Origin of the sequence: Rickettsia africae ESF-5, from assembly GCF_000023005.1 — a bacterium.
In the GTDB taxonomy this organism is placed as follows: Bacteria; Pseudomonadota; Alphaproteobacteria; order Rickettsiales; family Rickettsiaceae; genus Rickettsia; species Rickettsia rickettsii.
This window is the reverse complement of the sequence record NC_012633.1, coordinates 246592-268029: the sequence shown is the minus strand read 5'-3', so window position 1 is coordinate 268029 and position 21438 is coordinate 246592. Positions and strand designations below refer to the sequence as shown.

The following is a 21438-nucleotide window of genomic DNA, read 5'->3' as shown; positions in this document are numbered from 1 at the left end:
AAGAATGTCAGGAAAAATAAAAGTAACATTTATTATAAATGATGGAGAAGAAAAAACAGTAGAAGCACCGATAGGGCTTTCTATTTTAGAAATTGCCCATAGTAACGATCTAGACCTTGAGGGAGCTTGTGAAGGATCGCTTGCTTGTGCTACTTGTCACGTTATTTTAGAAGAAGAATTTTACAACAAATTAAAAAAACCTACGGAAGCAGAGGAAGATATGCTTGACTTAGCCTTTGGTCTTACCGATACTTCTAGATTGGGATGTCAAATTATTTTAACCGAAGAATTAGACGGCATAAAAGTACGCCTTCCTGCTGCTACTCGTAATATAAAATTATAATGGATTAAAAAAGTGATACGTAAAATACTTCTTTTTGTGTTTTTAGCCTTTACTATAATATGGTTTGCAACTGCATATACTATAAAAAATAACGTTGTAAGTTTAATGAAGAATTCTGAATCCGATAATCTTAAAATATCTTATAATGTAGTTAAGTTTTCAGGCTATCCTTTTAATTGGAAAATTACCATAACGGATCCTAAAGTAAAATTAATTGATCATGTAAATTCTAAAGAATTTACATGCGAAAATATTGTCCTAAATATAGCTTTTAGTACTAAAAAAGCCGCTCTTAATTTCGGTCCTTTTATTAGAGAAGTCGATAATTACGGCGACAAAACATTTACCTATGATGTACGCAGCGATGATGACATAAAGGGTATAGGAAAATTTAATAAACCTTTATATAAAATATCAAAAGATGATAATTTAAAAGAAATATTAAAATCAATTCAGTTAAATAATAAAGCATTATTGATATTTAAAGATAATCAAGAAATCTTTAAAATTAATGATTTAGCATTTCTTATAAGAAAACAGAATTTAGCAAGTGAGGAAAATATATCCTTATTTTTAAACATGAATTATTATTCAGAAAAAGATATTTTGAATTTTAAAAATGCTAATTTAGATATTGCTGCTTCTTTAAAATTTGCTGAAGACGGAGAAGATTCAGCTATTTTACAAAATTTTAATATAGAAAGATTTATTTTTACTTGTGATAATGATTCTAAAATTAATTTAAACGGTGATTTACAACTCTTTGCCAATAAATTACCGAAAGGAAAACTATATTTTGAGCTAGAAAATTATAATTCCATAGTTGATAAATTATTACCGAATAATATTATTTTTTCTAAGAAAATAATTAAAACAATTATTGCTAAAGCAATTAATAAAGCTTCCGACGTGCAATTAAATACAAAGCAAAATGATTCAAATTCGGCTTACAAAAATATAGAAAAAGCTAAGTTTGATATTGAGTTTTCAGACAAAGGAATAAATATCGGTGCTATTAATTTATTAGAACTAAAACTTGGTAAACATAAAGAAGATCAAAATACCACAAATAATTCAAATTAGCTTTATGAACAATTTTAAACTAGCGACTATTATTAGCATATTTCTTATTTGCAGTAATATTTATGCTGCTCCAAAAGTCATTAAAATCGGTACCGGCTCTATTTTAAAAGGATATTATGCTATTGGACTTGATTTATGCAAGACTATTACAAATGACGATAAAAATAATGAACATATTAAATGCGAAGTTGTTGCAACAAACGGTAGTATAGAAAATTTAAAATTATTACAACAAGGCAAAATTGACTTAGCCCTAGTGCAAGCTAATATTGCAGTAGAAGCATATGAGGGCATAGGTTATTATCACGATCAAGAAAAAATGCAAAATTTACGTCAGGTGCTTAATCTACATGATGAGTTTTTTACGGTTATTGTAAAAGATGAGGATAAAATAAAAGGTTTTGCTGATATTGACGGAAAAAAAATAACTAACGGTCCAGCATTTTCCAGTAGTCATATTACTTATGATATCGTACGTTCTTTATATAAATTTGCTAAGGAACCTGAAGAGCTATACATTAATTATGAAGATTCTAGTGATCAATTCTGTAATAAGGAAATAGATGCTATAATAATGATGGTTGGACATTCTAACCCCTTAGTAAATTTAATAGCTAATAAGTGTAAAATTGATTTCATTTCTATTGACAATGATAAAATAACGGAATTAATAAAACAAAATAGAGCTTTTCATAAAGCCATACTTCATAAGGGCTTATATCCAGGGATTACCGATAATCACACTACAGTCAAAGTATCGGCAATCCTAGTAACTAGAGATGAGGCAAATCGTGATATTTTAGATAAATTTATCGGAGCTTTTCATAGAAACGTAGCAAATTTTAAACTTTCTAATTACTTATTAAATAACCTGGACATTAACTATTTCGCCGATACTAAAAATTTTGTTCTACCAAAACATGATTCAGTAAGAAACAAAAACTAACAATATCTTATGTCTGAAAATACTATATTTAAAAATATACTGATACCTATAGATTTAAATGATAAAAAATCTATAAAAGGTATTCTTTCTAAGGCTTTAATGCTTGCGACGAACTTTCAAGCAAAATTACATTTTATGTATGTAATTCCTGAATTCGGTACGAAAATGTTTGAAGATTATTTACCTAAACATTGGAGAACAAAGAAAAAAGAAAAGTATAAAGCTCAAATTCAAGAGCTTATCAAACAATATATTCCTGATGAAATTGAAACAGATTATTATATAGGTAGCGGTGCCATTTATGATGAAATAATTAAGCACTCTAATGAAATTAAAGCCGATTTAATCATAATCTCTGCAGTCAGACTACAATTAAAAGATTATATGCTTGGACCTAATGCTTCTAAAATCGTCCGTCATTCAGATATATCAGTGTTAGTAGTAAGAGACGAGTAATAAGTATTATTTACGACTCTTGGGAGTACATTGCTAGCGTGGGTCCATAATCGTCATTGCGAGCAGCCGTAGGCTGCATGGTAATCCACAAAAAATAAAAAAAAATGCTATAAATTAGCATTTTTTACTGGATTGCTTCGTCAAAACTTACAGTTTTTTCTTGCAATGACGATTTTGGCTGTTATAATCTCACTTTCAACTTCACAAAGCCTTGATAGCTTTGATATTTCTTTTGTAAATGACAGTGATATTCAAGTAATACGCTTACATTATCTTGTTCAGTTAAAACGCTAGCACCGATATTATAAGCGACTTTAGGTTGCTTCGGTAATGCGATAGTTTCATTAACTTCTCTATCTTTCCATTTTACTTTAGCATTAAGTTTTTTACTATTATCATTAAGTAATGTTCTACAGATGCTTGAAGTGCAGGCATAAACTGAAACCTTCAGCTATTTTCTGCGGTGCTAAAGAACTACCTTACCGCCTAAAATACCGCTCTATAAATGCTACTTTTAGAAGCAATACTCAAACGCTGAATACCTACAACATCACTTTCTTGATATGTATCATCTTTAGAGTGGCCGTATCTTATACCAAGATTTGGAGTAAGAGTAATATCACCATTCATAAGATGATTATAACTTAATAAAGTTTCAAAGTTATAATTATTATCCTTATATTTACCGGTTGCAATAGTACCTAAACGGTTGATTTACTCTTTACTATATTATGATTGTAAGCAAACATAGCTTGTATCATAAAGTTTTTCGGTAATTCTTTTTGTCCGTATAAAGTTACGATATGGCTATCGATATTAGTATTTGACCTGCTACCGTTAGATTTAAACTTTGAATCCAATTTAGTATAAGCAATACCGACTAAATCTTTGTAGTTATCAGAACCAATATCAAAACCTATAGTATACCACCCGCAACATGACCTTTATCACCGGCAAAACCTTTTTGCGTATTAGTACCGTAAGTACCTGCTATCCAAAGGCTTTTATCTAACACTTTTTCATCTTCATCACCCGCAGCAACCACAGCACTAGAGAACATTCTATGCGATATAATATTACAGCTCATTTGAGTGATATCATGAATCGGATTATATATTGCTCCAATCATTTCTTCGTCTTGTTTTACTGCATTTTGCATTTCTACAACTTCAGCAGCTTCAACTCTTACAGCTTCAGCAATGCTTGCTTCTGCGGCTTCCTTTATAGAAGCAACTACTTTTGCCTCCTCTTCTTGTCTAGCTTCCTCTTGCTTCGAGTTTTCAAGGCTAACTTCAGAATCCTTAGATTCTGATTTATTTGTACTACTAGATACTTCTACTTTTGTTCGCTCCTGTATTATATTATAATCATCATTTTCATAATCTTCTTCAATGTTAAAATCATCATCTTTATCATCAAAGCCTTCAATATTGCCCTCTAAAGGAACAATCCTCTCTATACGTTGAACAATCATAATGTCTGCACCAGTATGTGGAGCTTCTTCCACCGGAGGCGGAACTACCCCTACATCTTCCATATTAATAACTACCGGTGCCGGTGCTAATGGAGCTGCAACTGCAGGAACAACTATTACCTCTTCTGCATCCTCTTCAGGATCTGCCGGTAAAACCAACGGTGCAACTAGAATTATTCGCTTTAAGTTGCTGCATTAATCCTGCATCTTGATTCATTCTAACACATAGATTTCTTGTTTCCTGATCTATACCACTTGCTACTTCTCTTTTAGGACCTATGAACTTAATATTGGTTCCTTCTTTTATAGCTTGAGCTAATTGATTTATATTACCATCAAGTGCATCTGCATTTTTAGTTGTATATTTCTCAAAAACTTCTTCTACAATTAATGCTTTTAGTTTTTCCTTTCCTTGAGTCTTTATTGCTAACTCTCTTTTTAAATCCGTGTCAACTGAAGCTGCTATAGCTTGAACAACGGTTTCGTATTTTTTCCCCTATTTTAGAAGTAGGAGCAATATAAGCTACTGCCACTGCAACCGCAGCATTTTTTTTAGGAAAAAGATTTACGATAGGCTTTAGACTGTCCCTCTTTCTGACTAAACCGTCCATACCAAGCCCATTATATCCTATCCTCGTAGGTAGTGGCAGTCCACCTGCTACCACTATTACTGGTGCAATAACAGGGATATTAGCAGCTTTACTCCTTTTAATACCGCTTCTATTTTCTCATCACTTAATTATATTAAGAAATTTTCCTCTTTTAAGAAATCTTTAGTATTAGGTATTAAAGCTTTCATTTTTGCATTAAAATTATTTTGTACGGCGTCTGTTATATTTTTCTCTGTAATGGTTTTAGAAGCTTTAGATAAACCAGCTGCATTATCGGCTAAAACTTTTCTTAGTAATCTAGCATTAGTATCAACTGCCGTTTCATAAATTCTTGATAATGTTGCCGGTACAGCTTTATTTTGTAAAAATGTTAGCCTCTATCTATATTACTTTCCACTGTTAAATTAACAATATTGTTATTAATCCAATTATTTATTTGAGTATTTACTTCGTTTGCTTTAGGAGTAAGGGCTATATTATCATGTACTTCTCCTTTATTAGGAGCTAGATCTAGTACATCGGAAAATTTTATCTCTATTTCATTATTTAAAGAATTTGCTCCTAAAACATTTTCATTTTTAGTAATATAATCTATTCTTGATATAATTGTTTTCTTATCTTGTAGTTCATATTTTATTTTTATTTCAGTACTTCTTGCCGTAATATGATTTTGTAAGTCCAGCGGTAATTTATCAAAAGTATAGTTTAACGGTCTATTGCATTATGTTCTTCTTCATTAAATAGCTCTTTCAAAAATTCCTTGTTGGCTATTTTATTATTTAAAGTTAAAGCTTGCCTTGAAATTTGCTTTATTACATCATCATCTTTTAGTCTATTCCAAATATTCTCAGCTTTTATCATTAATTGTGCTTTATCAGGCTTTGCTTCTGAAAATAATGTTAAAGACTCAAGTGAACTTTTCCTTTCTTCTAAAGTTAAAAGTGTTTTGATAGTAACCCCTAAATCTGTTTCTGCACCTAATCTAATGTTCTTACTTCTAGCTTTCCGGGATTTCCATTATTTTTAGCTAAATACATCTCATTATGAAATATTCTGTCTAAAGTATTCGGAGCTACAAGAACTTCTGCGACTGCTCTGCCTACAACCGGTGCCGGTGCAGCTATTCTTCCTCTTAATGCAGCATCTTCTTTTGCTTTTAGATTTATAACCTGCTAATTTTAGTGCATCATCACCTATGGCATCTAGATTTGCTATATCCCTAGCTATTGCAAGTCTTATACCTACACCTGCCGGAGGAGGAGCTGCTACTCCACCCGGTAGAGGCGGAGGAGGCGGGACTACTCCTGCCATTGCTTGAGGTGCTATATTACAAGACCTACTAGACCCTCATTATCTATTCTTATTTCATCTACAGTCTTTTTTAGGACAAGTGCCAGATCACTCATTGTTTAAAGCATCGAAATTATTTATCAATGCCTGCATTTTCTTACCATCCAAATCTTTAGTTATTAAACCGGCATCTTTTAAAATCTTGTTATAACTTTTTAGACCTTGCTCATCAACTACCTTATCGTTTTCATTCACTATCTTAATTTTACCGTTATCAATATATGCTTCTTTTAATTTAGCCATCTGCTCTCAATAATTAACTACTATTGCAGGATCAGCTAACTTCATTACGGATTGTCTTATGGGAATACTAGATTGTTTAGACTCAAGCTCAACTAAGTTTTGATTAACATAGTTTTTAAATTGATCTAATAATTTATGTTTTGCTTCCGGAGTAGCTACGCTTTTAAACTTATTTAAAAGGGCTGTTTCCTGATTCAGAGTATTTAGCATTAATATCGATGCTTCTTACAGATTATTTACAACTTTTAAATCGTCATTAGCATCTACACCGCCTGTCATAGCTATATATTTTAACTGCTCCAAAGGTGTATTTAAATTTTCTATGTTATAAAATTTATAGCCTTTTTAATTTTATCGTTAATACTGACAGCATTTGCCCCTTCAGCTTTAGCAAGGATTTCCAATACTTGAAGTCTATTTTCTAGAGCCATCTCTTGCTCGTTACGTCCTGTTTCTACTGCTGTATTACCTGTTAAATCAACAACTTCAACACCGGCTGCACGTGCTTCTCTTCTTTCTCTAGCACCGTTAAGTACAGGAACAACTGCTTGAAGTCTAGTGACTTCTATTATTGCATTATTGAATAATCTTCTTTCCCCCGGCATAAGATCGTCAACAAGGTCACCAAAATCTGTACGGTCCTGAATTCCTTTTATAACATTAAGCTTTTGAGCAGGAGTTAATATTTGGTAGTCAGCAGTATGGTTCAATATATCATAGATTTCTATATCTGCTCTTGCTTCCCCGGTCACAGCGGTAAGGATTGCAGCATTAGCACAGTTAAGTAAGAATAATTTTGTAAGTTTAGAATTTATAGATTTAATATTTTTTCCATAATATCTAATTTCTCTTTAATAAATCTTATTACTTAAAATATTAATACTTTTTTGTTATTAAAGATAATGATACATAATCTATATTATGTCAAAAATTTATATTGATGAGTTATAAAATAGGATAGTAACATGGATTTTATATGATATTTTAGTATTTATAGGAAATGTTATTTTTGTTAATGTTTAGTTAATTTATTAAAATCTCGTAGCACATTATACGATATTACTTCTATACATGCAAGCTATATTATTAAAATTTTCATTATTTTTACAATGCTTTATAATGATTGTTATATAAAATGATGTCATTCCCGCATGAATACCCAAGTCGTCATTGAGAGCGAACGTTAGTGAGCGTGGCAATCTCAGGAATTGTTCCAATATTGCTTAGTCGAAACTTGCAGTTTTTCCTCGCAATGACGCAAAAATCGTTCCACGCAACCGCGCTTTCTTACCTACACGGGAATGACATTAAACTATAAGGTATATTACTTTGTCTCTCAAAACCAAATTACTTTTTATTACAATTAGCGGCATTATAATATTATATTTTGCTATTCCTCCTGCACCTTTACTTAAAGACGTAAGTTTCTCACAAAGAGTATTTGACCGAAACGGCGAGTTAATGCGTATTTCGCTTTCTAAAGACGATAAATATAGGATATTCACTCCTATACGTGAAATACCGGCAAGTTTTATAGAAACAGTACTATTATATGAAGACAAGCATTTTTATGCGCATTTTGGCGTTAACCCCGTTTCTTTAGCCAAAGCTTTTTATTCTACTTATTTACAGAATAATCGTAAAATAGGCGGCTCTACTATAACAATGCAAGTAGCACGTTTAAAATATGGAATAAACTCTTCTACTATTCTTGGTAAAATACATCAAATCATTAAAGCTATTCATGTAGAGCTACATTATTCAAAAGATGAAATCCTAGAAGCTTATCTAAATCTAGTGCCTTACGGTAGTAATATTGAAGGGATAGCAGCCGGCAGTTATATTTACTTCAATCGTGACCTAAAAGATTTAAATTTGATCGATATTCTAAGCCTTGCAGTAATCCCACAAAATCCGCTTAAAAGAGGCGGGAATGATATTAATATTTTTAAAGCACGTAAATATCTATTTACCGAGTGGCTCACGATTCACCCACAAGATATTATTTATAATAAGTTAATTAGTTTGCCGGTTAAATTTAATCAAAATAAAAAGCTTCCTTTTATTGCACCGCATTTTACTTTAGACATACTAGCAAATAATGATAGCCCTATTATACGCACTACTATAGATAAAAATCTGCAAGCTGCTATAGAACAACAAGTTCGGCTATATATTAATGATCGGAAAAAATATGGCATTAATAATGCCTCCGTAATTCTTATTGATTTTACTACTATGGAAGTGCTTGCAAGTATTGGCTCCGGAGAGTTTTTTAATAACGATATTTGTGGACAGATTAACGGCACTAAAAGCCATAGATCTCCAGGCTCAGCTTTAAAACCGTTTGTCTATGCACTTAGTTTTGATCAATCACTAATACATCCGTTAACTTTACTAAAGGATACACCTACTTACTATGATTATTATAAACCGGAAAATTTTGATAGTAGGTTTGCAGGCGGTTTAAGTGCTAGAGAATCGTTAATAAAGAGCCGTAACGTACCTGTAATATTTCTAGCGTCTAAGTTAAAAAACCCGAATTTTTATGAGTTCTTACAACAAGCAAAAATTAGCGGCTTACGAAAACCTGAAAATTACGGTTTATCTATAGTGCTCGGCACAGCAGAAATTACTCTTGAAGAGTTAACTACTCTTTATGCTATGCTTGCTAATTTCGGTACTTATAAACCGCTTAGAAAAGTATTGGATTCTACTATGTCATTCCTGCGAAAGCAGGAATCCATAAAAAATTACCTAAATGTTGGAACAAAAATTTCATATGATTTACTGGATTCCCGCTTTCGCGGGAATTACACAGGAGAGGACAAGGATGACACAGACACCGTACTACTATCCCCCGAGGCAAGCTATTTAACACTTGATATTATAAAAGATACGACTCGTCCTATTACCTATAATAATACAAGGCATAACTTACCGATTTATTGGAAAACAGGTACTTCCAGCTCATTTAGAGATGCACTTAGCGTCGGCATATTCGGGAAATACGTACTTGCTGTTTGGGTTGGGGATTTCAAAGGGCAAACTCACGGAACATTTACGGGTAATATTGCTGCAGCCCCTTTATTCTTTAATATTATCGAAGCCATAGCTAGACCAAATAAAGATGAGGATTTAATCCTTTCAAAAATTAATACACTAAATATTACTAAAGTAAAAGTTTGTGCAGATACGGGAGATATCGATAACGATATGTGTCCGGTTAAAGCAGAAACCTTATTCATTCAAGGCAAATCACCGATAAAACAATCCGGTATTTATAGAAAAATGTTGATAGATTTAAAAACCGGTATGCCTGCTTGTAACTTTATTAAAGGACAAACAGAATATAAAACAGTAAATTTATGGCCAACAGAGATGCTTGCGGTTTATCAAAAAGCAGGAATACATATATTACCGAAACCGATACCTACAAACCATTGCAATAGGTTGATAAATTGGCATCATCAAAAACCTAAAATTATATACCCGTTAAAAAATTCCGTACATTCAATTAAAAATAGTGATAACATTACTTTTAGTGCGATTAGCGATAATAAAACCAACAACATTTTTTGGTTTGTGGAAAATGAATTAATAGCAACCGCGAAACCAAACGAAGCAGTAATATGGAAAGCAAAAGCCGGTGAATTTATTATTAGAGCTATCAGCGATAGCGGCGAAAGCGACAGTATAAAAATTTATATTAAAGAATAGATTAGCGGTTATATATGAAATTTAAAATTCCCACAGAAATTGAGATTAAACCTTTCACAGAAGAAGAAACTGCTCTTGATGCTTTAAAAGCAAATATTCTCAATGCATTGACTGAAGTGAATTATTCACTAATACCAGCAGGAAAAACATCAGAAGCTACAGAGTAGTAATAGGGTTACCTTATAGCGGAAAAAACACATTTTTAAATGCTCTTGAGAACAACCTTAAGATTAACGGTGAAGAATTTACATTTGATAAATTATTTGATTTTGAAACAACGCCGGAAATTCAGCATAAATATGAACCGGCTATATATGATCCCAAAAAATTTGAAATTGCAGAAAAAGTATTTTGAGAATGCTCTAACGGAGTACCCGATACAGTGCAAGAGTTAATCAATGTATTTTTCATTCAAAAGCTAGTTCAAATGACCGATAAATTAAAATTTATCATAGTAGCAAAAGAAGAGACCGTAAAATCCCCTAGTATCTTTAACAGGATTATAGACGACTTTAAAAATATTTTTCCTACAGAAGAACACAAAAAATTAAAAGGAAATGTTATATGCGTAATAACACAACATAATGAAAATAATCATGAAAACATTATACCGATGTACAAAATAGCATTGCTATTAACAAGGATATATTAGAATTCTCTGATATAAAATTTTTCTATAAACCTACTTCTCAAAATGGGGAAATAAACCTCTCTCTAGAACTAAAACACCTAGAAGAAAAAAAAGGAGTACAAAATTTAAAGATAAAGCAGCTAAGTTCATTGTTAAAGGAACAAGAAAGTCTGATAGAAAATTTACATACACAAATACAGATAAATGTAGAATGTATAATTAATACTATCCAATCAATTTTTGAAGACTTTAATGTATATACACCTCTTAACTACTCAAAATTTTTTAACTATAAGGGTTATATTAAACCATATTTACCAAGTTCTCCAATACAATACCGACTATAGAAAAAACTCTTTCTTGTTTTGAGGGATTAGCACAATTATCAGAATTTCAAGCTATCATATTAAACAAACAAGCTAATAACCTTATAGGGGTAATATTGCAAATTTTAGACTCTATTGAGAAATTCACAGACAATAAACCGGTTATTCAAGCTTACCGATATATATTAAACCTACAAATTAAAGAATTATCATTATTTGAAGCAATGTTATCTGGTCTCAATCCAATGATTGCTATAGTTCCTTAATTGAAATATGATTCATACAAAATCACTATCTATCTTCTATAAAAAATATAGAACCTAAACACGATCAACCAGTGCAATATTATAAAGAAGCCATAGAGTGTAAATAAGTACTCAGACAAAGCAGAAGTAACTCAAACTATAGCTAGCTGCTACTCTAAAATAGGCGATATATTGAGCGAAGCAGAAGATTATAATGAAGCTCTAACATGTAATGAAGAACTTAAAGAAATGTACAATAAAATCGACGATATGCTATTTAACTTAGGACGTGAAGACCCAGCTATCATATTTTATAGAGAGAATAATAAATTAGACTCTATATTAAAATGTTATGACAGTCTTATAAATAAGGCTGAAAAGCCTATAAAATATGATTTATATATGGCCCAAGGAAACGAACTTTGCTTTCAAAAACAACAGGAAACAGATGCTGCAGAATCATATTTTAAAGCAGCTGGTGTTGTACGTGATCCTCAAAAACAACGAGATGCAATGCTTATGGCATACAATATTCTTAGGAAACCCAAATAATAACACAATTCAACAAACAGATATTTCAGAACAACAACAAAGAGAGGAATATCTTAATGGTATAATCGGCGATATTATTGATCTGTGACCTTTCACTGGTATTAAGCGGCTTATTATTCCTCCCTGTCATCCCGTGATTTATTCACGGAATCCAGTAAAACATATAAAAATTTATTTTTATATGTTTATTTTGTTAAACATGTAGTGTAGGTAACAATATTGAAGTTATTTTTTCTGGACCCCGTGGTCAGGCTACGGGGTGATAGTGAAAAACCCATGAACACTCACCTTGATCTATCTATCTCAGTAAATCATTTATGCTTACTTTAGCTCTAGTAGTTTTATCGACTTGTTTTACGATAACTACGCAATAAAGTCCAGGCTTACCGGCTTCCTTAGCAGGTAATACTCCTGGAACTACAACGGAATAAGCCGGAATTCTGCCGTAAATAATTTCACCTGTATCTCTGTATACTATTTTTGTAGAGCTACCGATAAACACCCCCATACTAATTACTGCTCCTTCCTCTACTATTACACCTTCTGCTATTTCCGATCTTGCACCGATAAAACAATTATCTTCAATGATAACAGGCTTTGCTTGCAACGGCTCAAGCACCCCACCTATTCCCGTGCCGCCTGAAATATGACAATGCTTGCCGATTTGAGCACATGAGCCGATAGTAGCCCATGTATCAATCATTGTTCCCTCATCTATATAAGCACCTATATTAATGAAAGAAGGCATAATTACAACATTTTTAGCTATATAAGTACCGGTTCTAACAACAGCTCCGGGCACTTTGCGTATAGCTGCTTCTTTGAATGTATTTTTATCAGTATCTGCAGAAAATTTAGGAGCAACTTTGTCATACCAACTATTATAATTGTTATTATAAAGTTGTGATTCCGTAGTGATAAAATATAGCAATATAGCTTTCTTTACCCATTCATTAACGTGCCAACTATTTTCTTGCTTTTCACACACACGAATCGTACCTTGATTTAAGCTTTCTATACTATCATTAAGAGTTTGCTTTAATGTTATAAGCTTTGAAGAATCTTGAAGAAGTTTGTCCTTAATTTGCCAAGCTTCTTCAATTTCTTTAATAAGAGAGGACATATCTTTTAACTGTTTTATTGCCAAAAATAATAAATGAGATTATCATGAAGTCAAACATAATAATTATAATTAACCATGCATATTACTTGCCCAAATTGCCAAACAAGATTTATTATTACAAGCAATCAAATAGGTATTAACGGACGACGAGTAAAATGTTCCAAATGTAGCCATTTGTGGTATCAGAAATTAGACTATAATACTAGTACATTAAATGTAAATGACTTTAAAGATAAAGTCAACACGGGAACTATTAAAACTCCTATTAAAAATCATTACAATGCTAATGTGCCGGTTATTTTACCGTATATTCCTCCTAAGAAAAAATATAATATATTTCCAATATTATGGACTAACTTTATAATTTTTTGTTTAGTGATATTACTAATAGATAACTTTAAATTCGTAGATAAATATGATCAATTAAAGATAGAAGAAATTAATTTAGGCAAATCTCGTCATATAGGCGGTATGAAGATATTTTATAAATTATCTAATGAGTCTGATTATTTAATTTCCGATCCTATAATCAAAGTAAGAGTAATGGATACTAATAATCAAGCTTTAGATGAATATGTATCAATTACAAAACTACAAACAAAAATCCCTGCAAAACAAGCAATATATCTAGAAATGAATATTGAAGGGATCCCTATTACAGCAAAATATATTGATATTGTTATAGGTAATAGATTAGGACTTTTATTTAAGTGAGGATGTTGTTGCATAGACCGACAAAATCTACTGTCATCCCGTGGTTTAACCACGTGATCCATCAAAACAATTAAAACACTATTGAGTATTGTACGAATGTTGCTGTTGACCTGAGTATAAAGGCAATTGATGTCATTCCCACGTAGGCGGAATCCAGTAAAACATATAAAAACTTGTTTTTATATGTTTATTTTTATTAAATGTGTAACCTATATTAAGGTTGTCTTGTCCCTACCTTTGCAGGAATGACATAGGGGCTATGCAACAACATCACTTAAAAATAAAAATACCCATAAGCCGAAGCTTATGGATATTACTAAAGATATAATAATTTTTTTGTGTATTAGGAAACACCACAACTTGAGCTATTAGTATCACTTGATACCATATTAACAATATCTGGAGCTTTAAATAATATAATGATTGCAGTAACTACCACTAAAGCTACTTCCCACTGCAATTTTCCTCTTAATGTTTGAATTCCCAGAACAATTATACCGACAACAGCTATACCTTTTGCAGTATTGCCTCTGAATACTTTAATTAACTTACATAATGCGTCACCTACAGGATCGCCATTACTACCTAAGCTATCAAAAGCTACCATAATAATAGCCATGCTTAGAATAGTAAATAATATGCGTAATGATAGATTATAATCGATTAATTCTTCGTTTAATTTACGAATAGGAAAGTTCATATGTTTTACCTCAATAAAATAATTAGCATTTAAAAAATAATGTATAATTTATTTATATATAAATCAACTCCTAAATATATGCAATTTTAATGAATATGCAAAAATATTTTAAAAACACTTATTTTAAGTAACATTATAATCACATATAGTATAATTTAACTTCCAAATATATAAACAAACGTAAATAAAAATAACCAAACCACATCTACAAAATGCCAGTACCATGCAGCAAATTCAAACCCTAAATGTCCATTACCTTCTGTAGTAAAATCTCCTCTTTTTGCTCTAAAGTAGCAAATTATTAGAAATATGGTACCTATAATTACATGAGCTCCATGAAAACCCGTGGCTAAATAAAAATTAGAAGCATATATACCATCTGTAAATTTAAACGCCGCATGGTAATATTCATATGCCTGCATAGTTGTAAAAAATATTCCAAGCAATATGGTAAGAGCAAGTGCAGTTACACAATCTTTTTGATTTTTTTCTTCTAAGGCGTAGTGAGCCCAAGTAACGGTCGTACCTGATAAGAGTAGTATTAAAGTATTGATAAAAGGAATATCAAACGGCTCAAAAGTTTTAATTGTAGGTGGAGGCCAAATGCCCTGCTTTACAACCCATACACCATCTAAAAGACCTACGGGTGATAGACTTGATTTAAAAAAAGAAGCAAAAAATACACCAAAAAATACTATTTCCGTTAAGATAAATAACGCCATACCTATTTGCAAACCTTTTCTAACAGGACTAGTATGCTGATGTTCGACTATTCCTTCTTTCACTATATCTCTCCACCAAGAATATAAACAGTAACCTACTGAAATAATCCCTGCAGATAAAATATATATATTAAATTTGTATCCATGCATGAACGAGACGCCGCCTATAACCAAAAGAAGTAAAGCAAAAGATGTTAGGACGGGCCAAGGACTTGGGTCTACTATATGGAATAAGTGCGATTTAGTAATAGAATATGAATTATTTAAAATTATCTTTTGACTCATATTGTTACATATTGTTATTTTATATTTCCTAATTATCACCAATAACAAACTACAAAAGTAATCTGCTATTCGCATGAGTGAAAATAAATATAAATTATTATTGATGTAAAAGCAAATGCTAGAAGGAGATTATATAGAAAATATACCCCCCAACTCAGAATTACATTATTTATTATCAATGACAACTAAAATCTCTTGACTCTTTATATTATTCAACTAATATATAGACCGCTAATAATGTTTAAACTCCAGTGTTGCAAGACCAATCTGTCAAAACTTAATATTAAGTTATGCCAGGAGTCTATTATTACAAGTGAGTAAAATCATGAAGTATAATGGAGGTTGTTGTCTTACAGCAACGGATCTTAACCCCTGGCCCCTTTATTTATTAATTCTAAAAAATACAAATGCAAAAAATAAAGAACAACTTTAAAAAAAGTTTTTCTTTTCATCACCATTTCTAATAATATTACTAATGTTTTTTTATTATCTTCTTAATATCTTAGAAGTAAAATATTTCTAGATTTTTTAACTAATTAAGTTGTTAACTCTAAATTTTCTTACTTAAAATTATAGAGATACGACAAATTATCTTCACTATTTTACTAGTTATTTCTGCAAATATTGCCTCAGTACTATCATTCATTATAGCAATATTTTTATGTTCAATTTCATCAAGTCGAAATTTAATAATATTATTTAATAATTCTGACTCAACATTTTTATTTTCTAAATAATTTATTTGCTGTTCATAATGTTTTTCTATTACTTCTTCTACACTCTCGGTAATAAGCATCGCCGTTTTTATTCCCATCAAGGAAGATAAAGCACCAAGTAAAAATCCGTAATGATGCCAAAAAAATAATAAAAACGTGGGTCTCACTTCTTTTTCCAGTAATTTTTTTTCAAAATAATTTAAATGCACTTCTTCGTGGTCAAGCATTTCTTTAATCAATATACGATCATTTTGAGATTTAATATATTTTAGCTGTCCTTGATAAATTCTTTTTGCACCATATTCTCCGGCATGATTAACTCTAATTATCTCGTGAATTTGTTTGTCAGGGTCAGAAAAATCAGGTCTAGGCATAATGTATACTCGTTTAATTTGAAAAATTGGCTACGTCATCTTATAAGAGCTACGGTGCTCACGTATTAAGGGTACTCACGAAGTATACGCTCCGCTCCTCGCCTTATAGTCTCCTTGCTCTTTTCCAAATTAAACTTCGTCTACTGTTCATTTACTTTGGAGTATACTTTGGAATAAATCGAAACTAGCAGGATTTAACTTATAATCCACTTCTGCCTGTTGTAGCACTTTTAAAGTCTTTAGACATTCAGTAAGGCTAAGACCGTTTGCTATCTTCGTAAAATCATTAATATACTGATAGAAAATCGGTGGTGATAATGATTTTATTGCGAGTTCCAAACGCTCACCGTTTTTTACTTTCGACAAAACTATATATAAACTTAAATAATGCCTTATTAATGCTCTAATAATTAAAACTTCATTGATATTTTGTTTTTTTAATATATCAAGCTCTTGCAGAAAATTACTATAATCTTTTTTTGAAAAATACATTGCTAAATCACTGCCGTTTGCCGTAATTTCGCTACTTATAACTTCTAGAACGTCGTTTAAAGTAATTTCGCGTGCGTCGTGAACAAAATATATTAATTTATTTATTTCGCTACAAATTAAATCATGATCACCTTTTAAATGAGCTTTTAAATAAATGATAGCTTCTTTACTTATAACTTTATTAGTTTTTGCTACTTTACCTAAAATAATTCGTTCAATTTTTGCTTCATCATCATGATAACAAGCAACTGCTGCTAAATATTCTTCCGTTTCAAAAAACTTTCTAATGCTCCCACTAGAAGTTATTGCTTCACCTATAAATACAGGAAAATTTATATAATCACTGTTTAGAATTGTTTTTAAATTCTGATCGATTGAATTCCCAACCGATCTAATTTTAATTAATTCTTTTTGACCAAAAAAATTAGACGAATTAAGTAATATTTCTAAAGATGAAATATTAAGATCTGCGTATTCTATAGAAGTTTGTAGCATATTTAAGCTTTGTACTAAATGCTTACAAATTTTTTCTATATAACCTTTATCAGGACCATATAGTAAAAGAGCTCTAATCTTTCCGGATGTTATTAGTTCAAATAATCTACCTATTTGTGAAAAATAAAATTTCATAACTTAACTATTTCCGTGTAAAATATAAAATTAATCTGCTACGAATTTCTTCTGCTGCTTGATATGCCAAGTCTATTCCTGTTTTATCTCTTTCAACATTTGTCGCATATGGTGTAAAAATAGCATTATATGACGTGTTTTGGTAAAACTTCTCTTCAATTAAAACCTTTTGGCTTTCTATATCAATTAATTTATATCTAACTAATTGATTAATATATTCCCTTAAAACATTGGAGTTTTTTTCAATAGTAGCAGGCATAGTTGTTGCGATAAGCTTTACTTTAAGCAGGTATTTTGCTTGTGCTTTCTGAGGTAAAATACTAGTTAAACGATGATAAAACTCAGCCCCTTCAATTGTTCGAATTGGTTCAACTTCAATAGCTTCTAAATCATTATTTCTACTGTATTTTTCACTATATACCGGTTTTAAATTACAACTGCTCATTAGAAAGAATATAATTATTACAAATAAAGAACGCATATATTAGATTAAGATTGGTTTTTTTATATTAATAACAGTTTATTTCGATTTTGTGAAAGAAAATTATAATAATGAGCATTTATTAATATTTATAATAATATGTTAATTTATGTTGACATTAATAAGTGAGGCTTATATGCTGCCACTTCAAAATTTTTAAGGTATTAGATGTTATTATATAAACTTGTTCTAAGTATTCCAATACACATACACACAGCATTGGTAAACATAAGAGCATATTTTCTCCTACTAGAAAAAGTAACTTTAACAAAATATAACTTAACAGAAAATATTGAAACGCTCAAAGTAAATACAGATGAAGCTAACACTGTAAAGATTACAAAAGAGGATTTAAAAAAATCTTTTGAGTTATATGAAGAAAAATTGATAATATTAGCACAAAAACTATCATTACAAACATCAATTAGTTATGATGCTTATAACCCTCAAACAGAGTATTACCCATTGATAGGAGAAGATGGAAATATCCATTATATCCCTATCACCGAATTATAATCTTTTAAGCTTTAAATTTAATCGGTAAGTTTTACATACTTACCGTTTTTTATTAAAGAACTCTCTATATCTTCCTTGCAAATCTAATACTCTATGTTAAATTTACAAGGAAGATGCTTGTCTGATAATTTACAAAATTTTTATACAAGCTCCATTATTGTATGCTTATTTTTTCCGATTATAGACATATCATCTCTAAAATATTTTATCTTCTGCCCAACCATGCCATGGTTCTATATTAAGCCGGTCTATAATATCTCGTTCACAATTTTGCAATATTTCTAATATTGCTTTACTAGTATTATAATATGATGGAGTAAGACCTGAAGCATCTTTGATCATTACTAAATAAGGATTTTTTAAGTTTTGATAATCTCTTTGTTAGCAATTCCTGTAACTGCTGAATGTAATACTGTTGAATCGTTATAGGTTATCTTTGTTACGTATTTAGCTAATTCTAATATTTTTTCAACTAATGTTTTATCCTCAACCGCATCATGTAAGATATACTTATTATTTTTATCAAATAGAAGTGTAGTGCAGCAGCTTCATCATTCTTGTCTATTAATGCTTTGAATTTTCTTAAGAAGCTTCTTTTTTAGAAACATCCCTCTCTATATCATCATCTGAACGTGGTGATGTTAGTGAATTCTGAGTATTAGAGTTATTACTATTTTTTGTAAAAAACTTAAAAAAAGATGTTTTTTGTTTTATCTACTGTAGGTATTTGTTCTTTAGTCATTAATTCTCCTAAATTTATTAATTATTTTAGGAGAAATTGTTAATTAGCTATGTTTCTTAGGTGGTGAGTAAGGGGCGTTTTTTCTGTCATTGCGAGGAAATTGCATAGCAATTGACGAAGCAAAATCTCAGGAGAGTTTGTTATTATTTCATGAGATTGTCACGCAGCCTACGGCTGCTCGCAATGACGGTTTTAGTATGTATCCACGCAACAATGCTGTCTCGCTTTTGCAGGAATAACATAAAAAATATTTATCAATCCACTCAAAAATGACCTAGTTGGCAAACTACTCTGAGCTAATTTGCAATTCTCCTAAAATATAAGATTATAAATTTAAGAATAATAACGCAACAAACCAAGTTGAATTATATATTACTTCATCGATTAAGAATTGTTAATTTATCACAATGTCATTAGTTACTGAAGTTTTATATTTTCCATATCCCAATCATGAGAAATAGTATTATACTTTAATATATAAGGCTTAGTATCTATAGAATCTAGAGTTACATCAGCAATCATATCATCATGCGACGAGATAAATTCATTATAACCGAAATTAGCATAATAAGGTTGATAATTTCTAAATCTAACCGTTATAAACTTCTCTTTAGTAATAGCAGGCAAGAATTTCACCAAATCATCAAGATTACTTAAAGCTAAATCTTTCATCTCAAAAATTTGCAATCTATAAACATTTTTATAATCTTTAGTAAAAAACGTTGGTATAGAGCTAAAGCTACTACCAGATTGAACGGAAGCTATACTTAGAGCTTTAAGAGGAATACCTGATTTATTACTAAAATAATCATCGGCTTCAAAAAATACTGCACCGCCGAAATTTATCATTTTAGCGATTTTATTATTGTTCACATCATATAAATCTACTGCTTGTTCTAGCTTTTTTCCGTCACGAAATATAGTAAGTTTAATAGCTATTCCTTTGAAATTATCCATTTCTCTATCAAATAATGCTAGATTGCCGCCGAGTTCCTTATCATTAACTGCCCAAATAATATCACCGGCTTTTAAAGATTTTGCGGCAGGTGATCCGGCTAGAACTGCCTTAATACTTATCACTCTATTTCTACTATCAGGAAATTTCTTTATATATTTATCCATTTCTTCTTTAGGGAAATTGTGATGTCTCACTGCTTTATTTAAAGAATATAACTCGCTTATTATTCCTATATGTTTTCTGCCTGGTTGTTTATTATTCTTTAAACTTTCTAAAGTGCGAGCTACATAATCACCGTGCAGCGCTAGAGAATGAGTTTTACCGCCACCATATAATACTCCTATAGCCTCAATCTTATCGTTTAATACCGGTGAACCACTAGCACCTCCTGTAGTATTTAAATTAATAACATAAGTACATTGCGGCATTAAACCTTCAATATTATAAAGATCAGACAAATAACCGGTATGGAAAGAAAAACCTTTTGCTTCTGTGTTACCGACTACAAAAACCTTTTGATTTAATTTTGGCAATTCGCTTGCAAAAGATATTTGCGTTGCTGATGCCGGTATATCTTTACTCTCTACTTTTAAAACGGCATAATCTTGCCAAATATCGTAATAGATAAGTTTTGCTTCTGCCTGCTCACCGTTATAAAAAGTAACAAAATAAGTTCCGATAGACGCACCGCCGACAACATGAGTATTAGTAATTATATAACCGTTGTTCTTATCGTTGATAAATCCCGTTCCAGTCCAACTACTTGTATCGTCATATGCCGATACGGCAATTCTAGTATCGATCGTTACGATTGCTTTCTTTGCTTTTTCAAATATACTAGTGCTTGTTTCGCTAGATGCTAAAACTATATTATTTAGGAAAACTAAATTAATAATAAATAAAAGTTTTAGTAAAATCGGTAGTTTTTTCATTGTCACCTCTTGTAAAATCATTTAAGCCGCACTATATCAAATCAAAAGTCATAATAAAATAAAAAAAAGAAAA

At 30.9% G+C, this 21438-nt stretch carries 27 protein-coding genes and 1 pseudogene; 11 read left to right on the top strand and 17 right to left on the bottom strand.

The genetic code is table 11. From position 1 onward, the window contains the following. The first annotated feature begins 4 nt into the window (after positions 1-4). The 4 genes from RAF_RS01355 to RAF_RS01340 are packed head-to-tail and all read left to right on the top strand — an operon-like array spanning position 5 to position 2828. Complete coding sequence (locus RAF_RS01355; protein ID WP_004996492.1) at positions 5-343, top strand: ferredoxin family 2Fe-2S iron-sulfur cluster binding protein; 339 nt, start codon at positions 5-7, stop codon at positions 341-343. A gap of 12 nt (positions 344-355) precedes the next feature. Further along, positions 356-1426 carry a hypothetical protein gene (locus RAF_RS01350; protein WP_012719464.1) on the top strand — a complete coding sequence of 357 codons (1071 nt, stop codon included), beginning with the start codon at positions 356-358 and terminating at the stop codon, positions 1424-1426. A 4-nt stretch (positions 1427-1430) separates the two neighbouring features. Further along, positions 1431-2372 (top strand): TAXI family TRAP transporter solute-binding subunit, encoded by a 942-nt coding sequence (locus RAF_RS01345; RefSeq protein WP_012719463.1) that lies wholly within the window; start codon positions 1431-1433, stop codon positions 2370-2372. Positions 2373-2381: 9 nt separating this feature from the next. Continuing rightward, positions 2382-2828: a universal stress protein gene (locus RAF_RS01340; RefSeq protein ID WP_012719462.1), complete on the top strand. Its 447-nt coding sequence runs from the start codon at positions 2382-2384 to the stop codon at positions 2826-2828. A 486-nt stretch (positions 2829-3314) separates the two neighbouring features. Here the strand turns inward: RAF_RS01340 and RAF_RS10275 are convergent, their stop codons facing one another. The 9 genes from RAF_RS10275 to RAF_RS01300 all read right to left on the bottom strand — a co-directional run bounded on the left by RAF_RS10275 (position 3315) and on the right by RAF_RS01300 (position 7258). Continuing rightward, the gene (locus tag RAF_RS10275) at positions 3315-3524 is read right to left on the bottom strand and encodes an autotransporter domain-containing protein (RefSeq protein WP_083762088.1); all 210 of its coding nucleotides are present in this window, start codon (positions 3522-3524) and stop codon (positions 3315-3317) included. Positions 3525-3529: 5 nt separating this feature from the next. Next, a complete protein-coding gene (locus tag RAF_RS10270; RefSeq protein WP_268738946.1) occupies positions 3530-3703 on the bottom strand; it encodes an autotransporter outer membrane beta-barrel domain-containing protein in 174 nt (57 codons plus the stop codon). 41 nt (positions 3704-3744) lie between these two features. Then, positions 3745-4461 (bottom strand): autotransporter outer membrane beta-barrel domain-containing protein, encoded by a 717-nt coding sequence (locus RAF_RS08530; protein WP_234943912.1) that lies wholly within the window; start codon positions 4459-4461, stop codon positions 3745-3747. Positions 4462-4751: 290 nt separating this feature from the next. Beyond that, positions 4752-4967, bottom strand: a complete 216-nt coding sequence (locus RAF_RS01320; protein WP_041471811.1) for a hypothetical protein — start codon at positions 4965-4967, stop codon at positions 4752-4754. Between the two features lie 651 nt (positions 4968-5618). Then, positions 5619-5774: a hypothetical protein gene (locus RAF_RS09195; protein ID WP_200858175.1), complete on the bottom strand. Its 156-nt coding sequence runs from the start codon at positions 5772-5774 to the stop codon at positions 5619-5621. Between the two features lie 180 nt (positions 5775-5954). Further along, entirely contained in the window at positions 5955-6224 is a 270-nt protein-coding gene (locus RAF_RS01315; RefSeq protein WP_041471810.1) for a hypothetical protein, read from the bottom strand. Positions 6225-6311: 87 nt separating this feature from the next. Then, a complete protein-coding gene (locus RAF_RS01310) occupies positions 6312-6506 on the bottom strand; it encodes a hypothetical protein (protein WP_016926024.1) in 195 nt (64 codons plus the stop codon). Between the two features lie 6 nt (positions 6507-6512). Further along, a complete protein-coding gene (locus tag RAF_RS01305) occupies positions 6513-6716 on the bottom strand; it encodes a hypothetical protein (protein ID WP_004996507.1) in 204 nt (67 codons plus the stop codon). 110 nt (positions 6717-6826) lie between these two features. Beyond that, complete coding sequence (locus RAF_RS01300) at positions 6827-7258, bottom strand: hypothetical protein (protein ID WP_041471809.1); 432 nt, start codon at positions 7256-7258, stop codon at positions 6827-6829. A gap of 577 nt (positions 7259-7835) precedes the next feature. Here RAF_RS01300 and pbpC point away from each other — a divergent pair. The 5 genes from pbpC to RAF_RS01285 all read left to right on the top strand — a co-directional run bounded on the left by pbpC (position 7836) and on the right by RAF_RS01285 (position 11980). Then, on the top strand, positions 7836-10226 hold the full coding sequence (pbpC, locus tag RAF_RS01295) for a penicillin-binding protein 1C (RefSeq protein ID WP_041471808.1): 2391 nt from the start codon (positions 7836-7838) through the stop codon (positions 10224-10226). Positions 10227-10240: 14 nt separating this feature from the next. After that, positions 10241-10393, top strand: coding sequence for a hypothetical protein (locus RAF_RS09190; RefSeq protein WP_200858174.1), 153 nt, complete (start codon positions 10241-10243; stop codon positions 10391-10393). Positions 10394-10608: 215 nt separating this feature from the next. Continuing rightward, positions 10609-10878 carry a hypothetical protein gene (locus tag RAF_RS01290; protein WP_041471807.1) on the top strand — a complete coding sequence of 90 codons (270 nt, stop codon included), beginning with the start codon at positions 10609-10611 and terminating at the stop codon, positions 10876-10878. A 421-nt stretch (positions 10879-11299) separates the two neighbouring features. Then, a complete protein-coding gene (locus RAF_RS09015; protein ID WP_158299171.1) occupies positions 11300-11449 on the top strand; it encodes a hypothetical protein in 150 nt (49 codons plus the stop codon). A gap of 171 nt (positions 11450-11620) precedes the next feature. Then, positions 11621-11980 (top strand): hypothetical protein, encoded by a 360-nt coding sequence (locus RAF_RS01285; RefSeq protein WP_083762136.1) that lies wholly within the window; start codon positions 11621-11623, stop codon positions 11978-11980. A 298-nt stretch (positions 11981-12278) separates the two neighbouring features. On the opposite strand, the gene dapD is transcribed toward RAF_RS01285, so the two are convergent. Beyond that, positions 12279-13103 carry a 2,3,4,5-tetrahydropyridine-2,6-dicarboxylate N-succinyltransferase gene (gene dapD / locus RAF_RS01280; protein ID WP_012719460.1) on the bottom strand — a complete coding sequence of 275 codons (825 nt, stop codon included), beginning with the start codon at positions 13101-13103 and terminating at the stop codon, positions 12279-12281. Between the two features lie 75 nt (positions 13104-13178). On the opposite strand from dapD, the gene RAF_RS01275 reads away from it, so the two are divergent. Further along, positions 13179-13817 carry an MJ0042-type zinc finger domain-containing protein gene (locus RAF_RS01275; protein WP_012719459.1) on the top strand — a complete coding sequence of 213 codons (639 nt, stop codon included), beginning with the start codon at positions 13179-13181 and terminating at the stop codon, positions 13815-13817. A 343-nt stretch (positions 13818-14160) separates the two neighbouring features. Here the strand turns inward: RAF_RS01275 and RAF_RS01270 are convergent, their stop codons facing one another. The 5 genes from RAF_RS01270 to RAF_RS01250 form a co-directional block, all read right to left on the bottom strand. Next, positions 14161-14517, bottom strand: a complete 357-nt coding sequence (locus RAF_RS01270; protein WP_012719458.1) for a TrbC/VirB2 family protein — start codon at positions 14515-14517, stop codon at positions 14161-14163. A 155-nt stretch (positions 14518-14672) separates the two neighbouring features. Beyond that, a complete protein-coding gene (locus RAF_RS01265) occupies positions 14673-15524 on the bottom strand; it encodes a cytochrome c oxidase subunit 3 (RefSeq protein WP_041471806.1) in 852 nt (283 codons plus the stop codon). A 550-nt stretch (positions 15525-16074) separates the two neighbouring features. Beyond that, entirely contained in the window at positions 16075-16614 is a 540-nt protein-coding gene (locus RAF_RS01260) for a demethoxyubiquinone hydroxylase family protein (protein ID WP_012719456.1), read from the bottom strand. Positions 16615-16761: 147 nt separating this feature from the next. Continuing rightward, complete coding sequence (gene holA, locus RAF_RS01255; RefSeq protein WP_012719455.1) at positions 16762-17736, bottom strand: DNA polymerase III subunit delta; 975 nt, start codon at positions 17734-17736, stop codon at positions 16762-16764. 7 nt (positions 17737-17743) lie between these two features. After that, complete coding sequence (locus RAF_RS01250) at positions 17744-18217, bottom strand: hypothetical protein (RefSeq protein ID WP_012719454.1); 474 nt, start codon at positions 18215-18217, stop codon at positions 17744-17746. A 168-nt stretch (positions 18218-18385) separates the two neighbouring features. On the opposite strand from RAF_RS01250, the gene RAF_RS01245 reads away from it, so the two are divergent. Beyond that, entirely contained in the window at positions 18386-18733 is a 348-nt protein-coding gene (locus tag RAF_RS01245) for a hypothetical protein (RefSeq protein ID WP_012719453.1), read from the top strand. A gap of 140 nt (positions 18734-18873) precedes the next feature. Here the strand turns inward: RAF_RS01245 and RAF_RS10505 are convergent. Together RAF_RS10505 and RAF_RS01235 are read right to left on the bottom strand one after the other, a co-directional pair. Continuing rightward, positions 18874-19167, bottom strand: a pseudogene (locus RAF_RS10505) (hypothetical protein). Between the two features lie 725 nt (positions 19168-19892). Beyond that, positions 19893-21386 (bottom strand): S1C family serine protease, encoded by a 1494-nt coding sequence (locus RAF_RS01235; protein ID WP_012719452.1) that lies wholly within the window; start codon positions 21384-21386, stop codon positions 19893-19895. Positions 21387-21438: the final 52 nt, after the last annotated feature.